Genomic DNA, 13658 nt, shown 5'->3' with positions numbered 1-13658 from the left:
CGTCCTTGTCCAACATCAACTGGCGACGACGGTACCGCCGTCCGCCAACAGGCGTCTGCCCCTGTGGAAAACCGGGGCAGACGCCTGTGGGCAACGCCCTGGACTGGTCAGACGCCGACGGTCTCCTCGAGTTCTTCCTCCAGCTCCTCGCCCGCCTCGGCCTCGGACCGACGCTCGGCCTCGGACAGGCTCTCCGCCCCGGGACGGCTCGCTGACCGGCTCTCCGCCCCGGCCCGGTGCCGGGACCCGACCGCGCCCTGGGCATGCGCGGCGACGCCCCGCCGCTTCGCTTCGGCCAGCCCGGCCACGCCCATCACGGCCAGCCCCACCACGAACCACAGCGTGAGCATCAGCACATGTCCGCCGAGCGCGTACCCGCCGAAGTACACATGGCTGCGCACACCCTCGACAAAGCCCGCACCGTTCCAGAAGGCGTGCAGCGAACCGAAGAAGCCGGGCTGCAGTTCGGGCCGGAAGATGCCGCCGGAGCTGGTGAAGTTGAGCATCACGAACAGCACCATCACGCCGAGCGTCGTCCACCGCTTCAGGAACGTGTGCAGCCCGACCCCGACCAGCAGGATGCCCGCCGAGTAGAGCCACGCCATCGCCCAGACGCCGCCGAGCCCGTGATCCACCAGTCCGAACAGCGGCCCCGCGAACGCCGCACCGATGGCGCTCACCGCCAGCGACGCGCCGACGACCAGCGCCGCCCTGATCCGCAGCGCCAGCGCCGCGCCCGCGCCACCGATCACCGCGACGGATGCGTACGACCCGATGCTCACCGCGACGAGCAGGAAGAAGATTCCCTGGCCGGTCGGATCGCCGTCCGCGGTCGGCGCCGTGTCCGTCACCTTCAGCGGGTCGCCCTGCGCGGCCGCCACCTTCGTGAAGACCTTCTCGACCACCGTGGCGCTGGTGTCCGAGGAGGCGGTGGCCACCAGCAGCTCGGGGTGCTTCCCCGGCAGGTAGGCCCCGTAACTCTCCTGTGTCTTCAGGTGGTTCACCGCAGTGGTCCGATCGGCGACGGTATGCACGCTCAGCGCTCCGTCGCCCTTGTCCTGCAGCGTCTGCGCGAGCACCTGGGCCCTCGGCCCCGCCCCCACCACGTCCACCCGCAGGTCGTGCGGTTCCGGAGCGTGGAACGCCCCCAGGTAGGCGAGCCCCATACCGATGCACATCAGCAGTGGAGTGACGAGATGGCTCAGCACGTGACGCAGGGCGCCTGCGGTGGAGCCGGCGGCGGCACTCTGGCCTGTGGACATCGGAACTCCAATGGTTGGCTTTTACAACTCCTCTATCTGTTGTACTATACAACTGAAATTTTAGGAAGGTGAGCTCCGTGACAGGCACCCCCCGGGAACGCGAAGAGTCACTGGATGTCATTCAGCGGGAATTGACCGCGTTCGCGCGCCGAGCGCGCGCCGCCGCAGCCCGTCTCCATCCTGAGCTGCCCCTGGTCTCGTACACGCTGCTGGCACACATCGACGACCGGCACGGCTGCCGCGCAACAGACCTGGCGGCGCACTACATGCTGGACAAGTCGACGGTCAGCCGACAGATCGGCGCCCTGGAGAAGCTCGGCCTGGTCGAGCGCCACCCGGACCCCGCGGACCACCGCATCCAGGTGTTGCATCCCACCGAGGCCGGAACCCGGGCCCTCGCCTCGACACAGGCCAGCCGTCGCGCGGCCTATCAGGAGCGCCTCGCGGAGTGGACGGCGGACGATCTGGCCCGGTTCGCGGAGTATCTGTTGCGTTACAACTCGTCGGGCGGAACGACCGCCCAGGACGCACCCCAGCAGCCATAGCCACAGCCCTGGTCGCAGAAGCTGCAGCCGGAGCTTGAGCCGCTAGCAGCCGCCGCCGTCGTCCGCGAGGTACGTCTTCGACCAGAGCGCCAGCTCCTTGAGCGCGGGCTCCATCGCGGCGCCCGCCTGCGTCAAGCGGTACGAGACCCGCAGCGGCGGCCCCTCGTCGACCTCGCGGACCACCAGTCCGGCAGCACCGAGCTCGGACAGCCGGTCCGAGAGCATGCGCTCGCTGATGCCCGGAATCGCCCGCCGCAGATCGGCGAAGTGCACCGGATGCTGCATGAGTACGGAGACGATCGGGCCTGTCCAGCGCTTCCCGAACAGCTCGAAAACGCGCGTGATGCCCACGTCGACCCGCCGACACGCCTGTTCGCTGTGCTCCGCCATACACCCAGGGTACTGCGTCGCCGTGCGGGACTTACGAATAGTAAGGACCTATGCTATTACTAGGTACGCACGAAAAAGACGCCCTCCCATCCAGCCGGGCACCATCCCTAGATATCCGTGGAGACCCCCATGGCCACGCTCCTGCACCTCGACTCCGCCGTCTTCCCCCAGGGCTCCGCGTCGCGCGAGGTCACCGCCACGTTCGTCCAGACGTGGCTCGAGCAGCACCCTGACGGCCAGGTCGTCTACCGCGACCTCGCCGCGAACCCGCTGCCCCACCTGGACGCCGCCGCGGCCGCCGCCGGTGCCGAGGACCCGCTGCGCAGCGAGCTCGCCGCCGAACTTGCAGCGGCGGACGCCGTCCTGATCGGCGCGCCGATGTACAACTTCAGCATTCCGTCCACCCTGAAGGCCTGGCTCGACCAGGTGATCATCGTCGGCCACAACGCGGGCCCCGACAGCCCCGTGGCCGGCACCCCGGTCACCGTCGTCGCCAGCCGAGGCGGTTCGTACGCCCCCGGCACGCCGCGCGCAGACTCCGAGTTCGTCCAGAACTACCTGGAGAAGCTGCTGACGAGCATGTTCGGCGCCGAGGTCGACTTCATCGTTCCGGAGCTGACGCTGGCCCACTCCCAGCCGGCAATGGCCGAGCTCATCCCCCTCGCCGAGGCCTCCCGCGCCAAGGCGTTCACCGATGCCGCGGAGAAGGCCAAGGCCCTCGCCGCCCGCCTCGCGGCCTGAGCCATGCAATGAAGGGCCGGGGCACGCGGAGTCGTCGACCTCCGCGGGCCCCGGCCCTTCGTCACGCTCATACACACCGGAACACCTACCCGGACCACCCCGAATCGGGCGTTTCACGTGAAACAACGCGCCAAATCCGCCAGGGAACGAAGAAGCCCCACAGGCCGTTGGCCTGTGGGGCTTCTCTCTTGTGCGCGAGGGGGGATTTGAACCCCCACGTCCCTAAGGACACTGGCACCTGAAGCCAGCGCGTCTGCCGTTCCGCCACTCGCGCATGAGTGGTGTTTTCAGACTCTCTCACCTGTTGGTGCGAGCGCCTGGCGACATCCGGAAGATTAGCACGCTGGAAAGGGTGGATTCACATCCGTTGTTTCGCAGACGGATACAGAACGAATGATGGACAGCGGGAACGCGCGACGACCGCCCCCCACTCCTCCTCAGTGCACCCCAGGTGCGGGACACTGTCAGGACACCACCTCTACGATCCGTGTGAGAGGTGACACTCATCCACAGGGCAGACAAGGGGAACCAGCCGATTTCCCGACGCGTGGATACGATCAGTGAGCAGTACAGGGACGAGAACACCGGAGGAGGTGCCCCATGGGAGTCATGAAGCGTTTCGAGCAGCGTCTCGAGGGTCTGGTCAACGGCACCTTCGCCAAGGTGTTCAAGTCCGAGGTCCAGCCGGTCGAGATCGCGGGTGCCCTCCAGCGCGAGTGCGACAACAACGCAACAATCTGGAACCGCGAGCGAACCGTCGTCCCCAATGACTTCATCGTCGAGCTCAGCGCCCCGGACTACGAGCGCCTCAGCCCGTACTCCGGCCAACTCGGCGACGAGCTCTCCGGTCTGGTCCGGGACTACGCCAAGCAGCAGCGCTACACCTTCATGGGATCCATCAAGGTCCACCTGGAGAAGGCCGACGACCTCGACACCGGGCTCTACCGCGTACGGAGCCGCACTCTCGCGTCGAGTTCGTCACAGCAGGGCCAGCAGGCCCCTCAAGGCCACCTGGGTCAGTCCGGCCACCCGGGCCAGGGGCGGCCCGCCGCCCCCCAGCCCACCGGCGGCTACGGCTACCCGCCCAGCTCCGTCCCGCCCATGCCCGCGGCCCCGCCGCCGGGCGGCGGCCGTCACGGAGCACCCACCGCCGACCGGCGCCCGCCGGCCGCGCCCGGCCCCATGCCGAGCGCGCAGGTGCGACGCTGGATCGAGATCAACGGCACCCGCCATCAGATCTCCCGCCCGACGCTGGTGCTGGGACGCAGCACCGAAGCCGACGTGCGGATCGACGACCCCGGCGTATCCCGCCGGCACTGTGAGATCCGGACCGGAACGCCCTCGACGATCCAGGATCTCGGGTCTACCAACGGCATCGTGGTAGACGGGCAGCACACAACCCGCGCTACGCTCCGCGACGGCTCGCGGATCGTCGTGGGCAGCACCACAATCGTTTACCGGCAAGCCGAAGGGTGAAGCGGGGGCAATGTCAGAGCTGACCCTGACGGTCATGCGGCTAGGTTTCCTGGCTGTTCTGTGGCTGTTCGTGATCGTGGCCGTCCAGGTCATCCGCAGCGACCTGTTCGGAACGCGCGTCACGCAACGCGGCTCACGCCGCGGTGCGAGCGACGCACGTCCGCAACAGGCACGTCAATCTGCCGCGGCACCGCCGCAGCAACGCCAGCAGCCCGGCCGTCAGCGCCGGGGGGCACCGACAAAGCTGGTCGTCTCCGAGGGCACCCTCACCGGCACCACGGTGGCGCTCCAGGGGCAGACCATCACCCTGGGACGGGCCCACGATTCAACGATCGTGCTGGACGACGACTACGCGTCCAGCAGGCATGCCAGGATCTACCCCGACCGTGACGGCCAGTGGATCGTCGAGGATCTCGGGTCCACCAACGGCACGTATCTCGACCGGACCCGTCTCACCACCCCGACGCCTGTTCCGCTGGGCGCGCCGATCCGGATCGGCAAGACCGTCATCGAGCTGCGGAAGTAGTACGACAATGAGCGAGCGGAGCGAGCGAGCCGCGGCCGTCCGGGCAACGGACCCGGCCCGGCTCCCGACCGGAGGGTGGGCAGTGTGGCTCGAGACCGGCTGTACCCCGAGCCGACGGGCGAGGTGCGCATGAGTCTGTCCCTGCGCTTCGCCGCCGGATCGCACAAGGGCATGATCCGGGAGGGCAACGAGGACTCCGGCTATGCCGGTCCGCGCCTTCTCGCCATCGCCGACGGCATGGGCGGTCAGGCGGCCGGTGAGGTCGCCAGCTCCGAGGTGATCTCCACGCTCGTCCAGCTCGACGACGACGTGCCTGGGTCGGACATCCTCACCTCGCTCGGCACGGCGGTCCAGCGGGCCAACGACCAACTGCGCATGATGGTCGAGGAGGACCCCCAGCTGGAGGGCATGGGCACCACGCTCACCGCCCTGCTCTGGACCGGTCAGCGCCTGGGCCTCGTCCACGTCGGCGACTCCCGCGCGTACCTGCTGCGCGACGGCGTACTCACCCAGATCACCCAGGACCACACCTGGGTGCAGCGGCTGGTCGACGAGGGCCGGATCACCGAGGAAGAGGCCACCACCCACCCGCAGCGCTCCCTGCTGATGCGCGCGCTGGGCAGCGGCGACCACGTCGAACCCGACCTCTCCATCCGTGAAGTCCGTGCCGGCGACCGCTATTTGATCTGCTCCGACGGACTCTCCGGCGTCGTCTCGCACCAGACGATGGAAGAGACCCTCGCCAGCTACCAGGGCCCGCAGGAGACGATCCAGGAGCTCATCCAGCTCGCCCTGCGCGGCGGTGGCCCGGACAACATCACCTGCATCGTCGCCGACGTCCTCGACGTCGACAGCAACGACACCCTGGCCGGGCAGCTCAACGACACCCCGGTCATCGTCGGCGCGGTCGCCGAGAACCAGGCCGCCCAGCTCAACGACGGCGGCGCGATGGAGACCCCCGCCGGACGCGCGGCCGGCCTCGGCCGTCCCGTCCCACCGCCCGCGGGCGGCTTCGGCCCACCCGGAAGCGGTGACGGTCTCGGCTACGGCGAAATGCCGAACGGCTCCTTCGACGCGTACACCGACGACGACTACATCAAGCCCGGCGGCGGCCGCAGGTGGCTGAAGAGGTCCCTGTACATCGTGCTCGCACTGGCCGTCATCGGCGGCGGTGTGTACGGCGGATACCGCTGGACCCAGAACCAGTTCTACGTGGGCGCCAAGAACGAACACGTCGCGCTGTTCCGCGGCATCAGCCAGGACCTCGCGTGGGTCTCGCTCTCGAAGGTCGAGAAGGACCACCCCGAGATCGAACTCAAGTACCTCCCGCCCTACCAGCGCAAGCAGGTCGAGGCGACCATCGCCGAGGGCAACCTGGCGGACGCCCGCGAGAAGATCAGCGAGCTCTCGACGCAGGCATCCGCCTGCAAGAAGAACGCGCAGCGCCGCGCGGCCGAGGCGGAGAGCAACGCCCGCACCGGCGAGGGCGAAGCCGGCGGCACGGGCTCGGAGGTCACCAAGACGTCCGCCCGGTCCGACGCCACCAAGACCAAGCCGACCACAGCGACTCCCACTCCCGGCCCCAGCCTCTCGGAGGAAGAGCAGAAGCTGGTCCCGCAGTGCGGTAAGCAGTAAGCCGTAGGGGAGCCTTCAGCACCATGAGCGTTGTCACCAATACGACCACGATCGGCGCGATCGACGCGCCGAGCCGTCGCAACACCGAGCTGGGCCTGATGGCTTTCGCCATCGGCATCTCGGTGTTCGCGTACGCCAATGTGGGCCTTGCCATCGACGGCGAGCTGCCCTCGGGCATGCTCGGATACGGGCTCGGCCTGATCCTGCTCGGCGGCGTCGCCCACCTCGTAGTGCGCAAGTTCGCTCCGTACGCGGATCCGCTGCTGCTGCCACTGGCGACCCTGCTCAACGGGCTGGGGCTGGTGCTGATCTGGCGACTGGACCAGTCGCCCCGGCTGATCCAGCGGGCCGAGTCACAATTCGGCGCCTTCAGCCCCGACGCGCCCAAGCAGCTGATGTACTCCGCGATCGGCGTCGCCCTGTTCGTCGCCGTCCTGCTGGCGCTCAAGGACCACCGGATCCTGCAGCGCTACACGTACATCTCCATGGCGGTGGCGCTGGTCCTGCTGATACTTCCGATGTTCTTCCCTGCGGTGAACGGCGCCAAGATCTGGATCAGCCTCGGCCCGTTCTCCATCCAGCCCGGCGAATTCGCGAAGATCATCATCGCGGTCTTTTTCTCCGGCTATCTCATGGTGAAACGAGATGCGCTGGCCCTGGCCAGCCGCCGCTTCATGGGCATGTACCTGCCCCGCGGCCGCGACCTCGGACCGATCCTCGTGATCTGGGGCCTGTCGATTCTGATCCTGGTCTTCGAGACGGACCTCGGTACGTCTCTGCTTTTCTTCGGCCTGTTCGTGATCATGCTGTACGTCGCCACGGAACGGACCAGCTGGATCGTCTTCGGTCTCCTGATGTCCGCGGCGGGGGCGGTCGGTGTGGCCACGTTCGAGCCGCACGTCCAGCAGCGCGTCGACGCCTGGATGGACCCGTTCGCCTGCTACACGACCGACGGCGCCTGCCAGCAGATCGGTGACGCCATCATGTCCTTCGGGTCGGGCGGCACGCTCGGCACCGGCTGGGGTCAGGGAAACTCCGACCTGATCGGTTTCGCCGCCAACGCCGACTTCATCCTCTCCACCGTCGGCGAAGAGCTCGGTCTCGCCGGAATGATGGCTGTCCTGCTGATCTACGGTCTGATCGTCGAGCGCGGTGTGCGCACCGCTCTCGCCGCCCGCGACCCGTTCGGCAAGCTCCTCGCGATCGGCCTCTCCGGCGCCTTCGCGATCCAGGTCTTCGTCGTCGCCGGCGGTGTCATGGGACTCATCCCGCTGACCGGTATGACGATGCCGTTCCTCGCCGCCGGTGGTTCGTCCGTGATCGCCAACTGGGCTCTGATCGGCATCCTGATCCGGATCAGCGACACCGCACGCCGCCCCGCACCGGCCCCCGCTCCTTCCTCCGACGCCGAGATGACCCAGGTGGTCCGACCGTGAACAAGCCCCTGCGCCGGATCGCGATCTTCTGCGGCGTCCTCATCCTCGCCCTGCTCGTACGGACCAACTACCTCCAGTACGTCCGCGCCGACGAGCTGAACACCCGCGACGAGAACCGCCGCGTCCGCATCGAGCGGTACGCCCATGAGCGCGGCAACATCATCGTCGACGGCAACCCTGTGACCAGCTCGGTCGAGACCAAGGGCAGCGACTTCAAGTACAAGCGGGCCTGGAAGAACGGCCCCATGTGGGCGCCCGTGACGGGGTACTCCTCGCAGGCCTTCGACGCCTCGCAGCTCGAAAGCCTTGAGGACGGCATCCTCACCGGCAACGACGACCAGCTCTTCTTCGACCGCACCCTGTCGATGTTCACGGGCGAGAAGAAGCAGGGCGGCAACGTCGTCACCACCCTCAACGCAGCCGCCCAGAAGGCCGCCTTCCAGGGGCTGGGCGACAAGAAGGGTGCCGTCGCCGCGCTCGACCCGCAGACCGGCGCCATCCTGGCCCTCGCCAGCACCCCCTCGTACGACCCCTCGACTTTCGCGGGCAACTCCAACTCGGACACGAAGGCCTGGCAGAAGCTCCTGAAGGACAAGGACAAGCCGATGCTCAACCGGGCATTGCGCGAGACCTACCCGCCCGGCTCGACCTTCAAGGTCGTCACCGCCGCCGCGGCCCTGGAAAACGGCCTCTACACCGACATCGACGGCAAGACGCACTCCCCGTTGCCCTGGCAACTGCCGCAATCCAGCGACAACCTCGCAAACGAGGGCAACATCCCGTGCGAGAATGCCTCGCTCAAGGAAGCGCTGCGGATGTCCTGCAACACTGTCTTCGGCAAGATCAGCGACGACCTCGGCAACCAGAAGATGATCGACGAAGCCAACAAGTTCGGCTTCAACAAGGAAATCTTCACCCCGGTCCGCGCCGACGCGAGCATCTACCCGAAGGACAACCGGCCGCAGAACGCCATGGCGGGTATCGGCCAGGCGTCCAACCGCGCCACTCCGCTGCAGATGGCCATGGTCGCTGCCGCGGTCGCCAACGACGGCAAGCTCATGCAGCCGTACATGGTCGCCGAGCGCCAGGCTCCCAACCTCGACGTCATCTACACCCACGAGAAGGAGCAGCTCAGCCAGCCCCTCTCGGGTGAGAACGCACAGAAGCTCCAGCAGATGATGGAGACCGTCGTCAAGAGCGGCACGGGAACCAACGCCCTCATCGACGGCGTCACTGTCGGTGGCAAGACCGGTACCGCCCAGCACGGTCTGAACAACAGCGAGAAGCCGTACGCCTGGTTCATCTCGTACGCGAAGACCGACAGTGGCTCCCCGGTCGCAGTGGCCGTAGTGGTCGAGGACAGCCAGGCCAACAGGGACGACGTCTCCGGTGGCGGCCTCGCCGCTCCCATCGCCCGGGATGTGATGAAGGCGGTCATCGACAACAGGTAGTGATGCCCATCACATGGGGCGCCATATCTGCACATTGGGATACCGGTCAGATATCAGGTGACGGCTCTGGGCCGATCAGGTAGTGCGTGGCCGGTAGCGTATGCGCGAGCAGCACACCGCCGGACCACACACCGGTGTGGTCGGGACTGACGGAGAGGGCTGGAACAGTTATGGAAGAGCCGCGTCGCCTCGGCGGCCGGTACGAGCTGGGCTCGGTGCTCGGCCGTGGTGGCATGGCCGAGGTCTACCTCGCTCACGACACCCGGCTCGGCCGCACCGTCGCTGTGAAGACGCTGCGGACCGATCTCGCCCGCGACCCGTCCTTCCAGGCCCGGTTCCGCCGTGAGGCCCAGTCCGCCGCCTCGCTCAACCACCCGGCGATCGTTGCCGTCTACGACACCGGCGAGGACTACGTCGACGGGGTCTCCATCCCGTACATCGTGATGGAGTACGTCGACGGGTCGACGCTCAGAGAACTTCTGCACTCCGGCCGCAAACTGCTGCCCGAGCGCACCCTCGAAATGACGGTCGGGATCCTCCAGGCACTGGAGTACTCGCACCGGGCAGGCATCGTCCACCGCGACATCAAACCGGCGAACGTCATGCTGACGCGCACCGGCCAGGTCAAGGTCATGGACTTCGGCATCGCCCGCGCCATGGGTGACTCCGGCATGACGATGACCCAGACGTCGGCCGTCATCGGCACCGCCCAGTACCTCTCCCCGGAGCAGGCCAAGGGCGAGCAGGTCGACGCGCGTTCCGACCTGTACTCGACCGGCTGCCTGCTCTACGAGCTGCTGACGGTCCGGCCGCCGTTCATCGGTGACTCTCCCGTCGCGGTCGCCTACCAGCACGTACGGGAAGAGCCGCAGGCCCCCAGCAACTTCGACCCCGAGATCACGCCCGAAATGGACGCGATCGTGTTGAAGGCCCTGGTCAAGGACCCGGACTACCGCTATCAGTCGGCCGATGAGATGCGCGCCGACATCGAGGCCTGCCTCGACGGTCGGCCGGTTGCCGCCACTGCGGCGATGGGCGCGGCCGGCTATGGCGGGTACGACGGGTACGGGCAGGACCAGCCGACCACGGCACTGCGCGCTGCCGACCAACACGGCGCCCAGACCTCCATGCTGCCCCCGGTCAACCCGGACGACGGAGGCTACGGATACGACGACCGCCCGGACCGCCGACGCCAGAAGAAGAGCAACACCTCGACGATCCTGCTGATCGCCGCGGGCATTCTGGTGCTGATCGGCGCGATCCTGATCGGCAGATCCGTCTTCGGTGGCGACAACAGCAACAACGGCAAGGTCGATGTGCCGAACATGATCGGGTCGAACGTGGCCGAGGCGCAGGACCTCGCGAAGAACGCCGGCGTCCTTCTCAAGGTCGGCTCGAAGGAACCCTGCGAGGACCAGCCCAAGGGGAAGATCTGCAGCCAGACCCCCAAGGACGGCCAGATGCAGGAGAACGAGACCGTCACGGTCGTCGTCTCCACCGGTGCGCCGAAGGTCGAGGTCCCGGACGTCACAAAGCAGTCCGAGAGCGACGCCCGCAAGACACTGGAGGAGAAGGGCTTCAAAGTGACGGTCGTCGCGTCCGAGTCCGCCGACGCGGACCCCGACACCGTGGTCGACCAGAACCCCAAGGGCGGCGCGAAGGCCAAGCCGGAGTCCGAGGTCGAGATCACGGTTGCCAGGGAGAAGACCCAGTACGTCCCCGATGTCAGGACCAAGCAGTACGACGTCGCGGTGGCCCAGCTCAACCAAGTCGGCTTCCAGAACGTCTCGCAAACCCCCACGGACTCGGAAAAGCCGGCCGGTGAGGTCATCGAACAGACCCCGTCGCCGACGGACGGCAAGAAGCCGCTGAACACCCAGATCGTCCTGACGGTCTCCAAGGGACCGGCGCAGCCGGAGCAGGTCACGATCCCCGGCGACATCTACGGCAAGCGGTACCAAGATGTGAAGGCCCAGCTCGAAGGCATGGGTCTGGTGGTCGCGCTCGCCCCCAACTCGGTCGACAAGCCGGGCGCCACAGTGGTGAACAGCAACCCGCCCCCCACCAGCACGGCGGCCAAGGGCAGCACGGTCACCCTCATTACCGTCGGAGGCGGCGGGGACGGCAATATCTTCGGCGGCCCGTCCGGCTCACAGGACTGACCCCGAACCGCATCACTCATCGGGCCCCGGCACCTCAACGGTGACCGGGGCCCTTTGCTGTGCCCGCCGCGATGCCTCCTGCCCGGCATGCCGCACATACAGCCGTAAACCGATCGTGTCTTCATATGTGCTGATTCGTTGATCCGTTGGGGCGGGACATCGAGTTCCACCCACCGCGGAATTCGCGAAAGGACATGAACGTGATCAATGAGGCTGCGCTTCTGGAATCACAGGCGCTTCGGCAAGGCCTGGCCGAACGCACAGAGGTACTCGACCGAGTCAAAACTCTGTCGCTGCTGCCCGACGGCATGCATGTGACAACCGCAATGGTCGCCACGTATTTCGGGGTGGGGATCAAGGCCATCCGGTCCCTGATCTTCGATCACCGAGAGGAGCTGACAGCCAACGGCTATCGCGTTTTGACAGGTACAGAACTGAGCTCCTTCAAGGAACTCAGTGGGATCAAGTCACGCACGCCCACCCTCGCCATCTTCAGTCGGCGCTCAATCCTCAACGTAGCCATGCTGCTCCGCGACAGCGAAGTCGCACGTCAGGTGCGTACGTACCTCCTCGACACGGAGTACGCCGCACGGACTCAACCTATGGATAACTTTGTCCACAGTCCCTCCGCGGACCTCGACGACCGCATCGACGGCCGTATCACCCACATCCTCGGCAAAACCGTCGTCCCCATGCTCAACGCCCTCATCGAGACGTCCGGCGAGCAGCGCCGGGATCTCATCTCGGCGCGCGCGGACATCCACCGCGTACAGCGCAAGCTGGCCCAGCACGAGCAGCGGCTGCACCGACTGGAGCGCACCCGGGAGCAGCGCCCTCTCGCCGGAGTCATGGCCTCCATCGACGCCATGAACTGGCGGGAGTTCGAGCAGCACATCGCGAGCCTGCTGCGTCGGGACGGCTGCACCGGCGTCGAGATCCACGGTGGCAGCGGCGACCGCGGGGCCGACATCACGGCGTACACCCTCGACGGGCGCCGTCTCGTCGTCCAGTGCAAGAACTTCGCTCCGTACCGCTCGGTGTGGAGCGGCGAGATGCAGAAGTTCGTCGGTACCAAGACGCTGCACCAGGCAGACGTGGCCGTGTACGTGGCGACCTGCCCGTTCTCTCGCGAGGCGCTCGACATCGCGCTACAGGTCGGCGTCACCGCCGTGCACCGCGGCCTGCTGGAGGCCTGGAGCGCGGGCGCGAAACTTCAGGTGCTCATGTAGTAGCCACACCGCAGAAGGCCCGAAGTCGCAAAGGATAGTTGCGACTTCGGGCCTGCCTCATCGTAACGGCTAACGCAGCTCCACCGGTTTCGTACGGTCCTTGTCGACCTTCTCCGTACGCACCAGCTCGCCCCACACGATGTACCGGTACCTCGACGTGTAGACCGGCGTGCACGTCGTCAGCGTGATGTAGCGGCCGGGCTTCTTCACGCCCGCTTCCTTCGGGACCGGCTGGAGCACCTTGACGTTGTACTTCGAGGTCTGGGGAAGCTCCTTGAAGACCTTGTAGACGTACCAGGTGTCCTTGGTCTCGAAGACGACCGCGTCGCCCGTCTTCACCTTGTCGATGTTGTGGAACTTCGCCCCGTGCCCGTCGCGGTGCGCCGCCACTGTGAAGTTGCCCTGCTTGTCCCAGGGGAGAGCCGACTTCACCGGGTCCGTGTAATAGCCGGCGATGCCGTCGTTGAGGTTCTTGGTGTTGGTGCCCTTCTTGACCAGCACCTCGCCGTTCTTCATCGCGGGTACGTGCAGGAAGCCGATGCCGTCCTTGGTGTCGAGGGCGCCGGGTCCGTCGGCCCAGCGGTCGCGGACGGTGTGGCCCTGCTTCTCGGCCTCGCGGTCGGCGAGCACATTGGTCCACCACAGGGAGTAGACGACGAACAGGCCCAGTACCAGGCCCGCAGTGATCAGCAGCTCACCGAAGAGACTGACCGCGGTCGCCACGGCGTGACGGTCCCTGCTCCGCACCGGGGGCGCGGACTCGTCGGTCTGTTCTTCCTGCTGCTGGGTCCTCGCTGCCACCGCA

12 protein-coding genes and 1 tRNA gene are annotated in these 13658 nt (G+C 67.0%); 9 read left to right on the top strand and 4 right to left on the bottom strand.

From position 1 onward, the window contains the following. Positions 1–107: 107 nt before the first annotated feature. Entirely contained in the window at positions 108–1262 is a 1155-nt protein-coding gene (locus ACWCP8_RS13580; RefSeq protein ID WP_451116006.1) for a hypothetical protein, read from the bottom strand. Positions 1263–1339: 77 nt separating this feature from the next. Between ACWCP8_RS13580 and ACWCP8_RS13575 the strand changes: the two genes are divergently transcribed. Continuing rightward, positions 1340–1807 carry a MarR family winged helix-turn-helix transcriptional regulator gene (locus ACWCP8_RS13575; RefSeq protein ID WP_352263903.1) on the top strand — a complete coding sequence of 156 codons (468 nt, stop codon included), beginning with the start codon at positions 1340–1342 and terminating at the stop codon, positions 1805–1807. A gap of 42 nt (positions 1808–1849) precedes the next feature. Here ACWCP8_RS13575 and ACWCP8_RS13570 read toward each other — a convergent pair whose 3' ends face one another. Beyond that, positions 1850–2197, bottom strand: a complete 348-nt coding sequence (locus tag ACWCP8_RS13570) for a winged helix-turn-helix transcriptional regulator (RefSeq protein WP_352263905.1) — start codon at positions 2195–2197, stop codon at positions 1850–1852. Positions 2198–2326: 129 nt separating this feature from the next. On the opposite strand from ACWCP8_RS13570, the gene ACWCP8_RS13565 reads away from it, so the two are divergent. Beyond that, on the top strand, positions 2327–2938 hold the full coding sequence (locus tag ACWCP8_RS13565) for an FMN-dependent NADH-azoreductase (RefSeq protein WP_355761463.1): 612 nt from the start codon (positions 2327–2329) through the stop codon (positions 2936–2938). A 191-nt stretch (positions 2939–3129) separates the two neighbouring features. On the opposite strand, the gene ACWCP8_RS13560 is transcribed toward ACWCP8_RS13565, so the two are convergent. After that, positions 3130–3212: transfer RNA gene (locus tag ACWCP8_RS13560), tRNA-Leu, on the bottom strand. Between the two features lie 326 nt (positions 3213–3538). On the opposite strand from ACWCP8_RS13560, the gene ACWCP8_RS13555 reads away from it, so the two are divergent. The 7 genes from ACWCP8_RS13555 (at position 3539) to ACWCP8_RS13525 (ending at position 12853) form a co-directional block, all read left to right on the top strand. Beyond that, on the top strand, positions 3539–4414 hold the full coding sequence (locus ACWCP8_RS13555) for a DUF3662 and FHA domain-containing protein (protein WP_352263909.1): 876 nt from the start codon (positions 3539–3541) through the stop codon (positions 4412–4414). Positions 4415–4424: 10 nt separating this feature from the next. Further along, entirely contained in the window at positions 4425–4940 is a 516-nt protein-coding gene (locus ACWCP8_RS13550; RefSeq protein ID WP_382829216.1) for an FHA domain-containing protein FhaB/FipA, read from the top strand. A 129-nt stretch (positions 4941–5069) separates the two neighbouring features. Continuing rightward, positions 5070–6575 carry a Stp1/IreP family PP2C-type Ser/Thr phosphatase gene (locus tag ACWCP8_RS13545; RefSeq protein WP_451116003.1) on the top strand — a complete coding sequence of 502 codons (1506 nt, stop codon included), beginning with the start codon at positions 5070–5072 and terminating at the stop codon, positions 6573–6575. A 23-nt stretch (positions 6576–6598) separates the two neighbouring features. Continuing rightward, positions 6599–8011: an FtsW/RodA/SpoVE family cell cycle protein gene (locus ACWCP8_RS13540; protein ID WP_355997064.1), complete on the top strand. Its 1413-nt coding sequence runs from the start codon at positions 6599–6601 to the stop codon at positions 8009–8011. Next, positions 8008–9462 (top strand): peptidoglycan D,D-transpeptidase FtsI family protein, encoded by a 1455-nt coding sequence (locus tag ACWCP8_RS13535; RefSeq protein ID WP_355997062.1) that lies wholly within the window; start codon positions 8008–8010, stop codon positions 9460–9462. The genes ACWCP8_RS13540 and ACWCP8_RS13535 overlap by 4 nt, the downstream gene beginning before the upstream one ends. A gap of 170 nt (positions 9463–9632) precedes the next feature. Continuing rightward, positions 9633–11624: a Stk1 family PASTA domain-containing Ser/Thr kinase gene (gene pknB / locus ACWCP8_RS13530; protein WP_451116000.1), complete on the top strand. Its 1992-nt coding sequence runs from the start codon at positions 9633–9635 to the stop codon at positions 11622–11624. 194 nt (positions 11625–11818) lie between these two features. Next, the gene (locus ACWCP8_RS13525; protein WP_451115998.1) at positions 11819–12853 is read left to right on the top strand and encodes a restriction endonuclease; all 1035 of its coding nucleotides are present in this window, start codon (positions 11819–11821) and stop codon (positions 12851–12853) included. A gap of 69 nt (positions 12854–12922) precedes the next feature. Here ACWCP8_RS13525 and ACWCP8_RS13520 read toward each other — a convergent pair whose 3' ends face one another. Continuing rightward, positions 12923–13654 carry a class E sortase gene (locus tag ACWCP8_RS13520; RefSeq protein ID WP_451115996.1) on the bottom strand — a complete coding sequence of 244 codons (732 nt, stop codon included), beginning with the start codon at positions 13652–13654 and terminating at the stop codon, positions 12923–12925. Positions 13655–13658: the final 4 nt, after the last annotated feature.

It is taken from the genome of Streptomyces sp. NPDC002206 (genome assembly GCF_053593595.1).
Note: the sequence above shows the minus strand (reverse complement) of the source record. Positions and strands in the feature narration are given on the sequence as shown.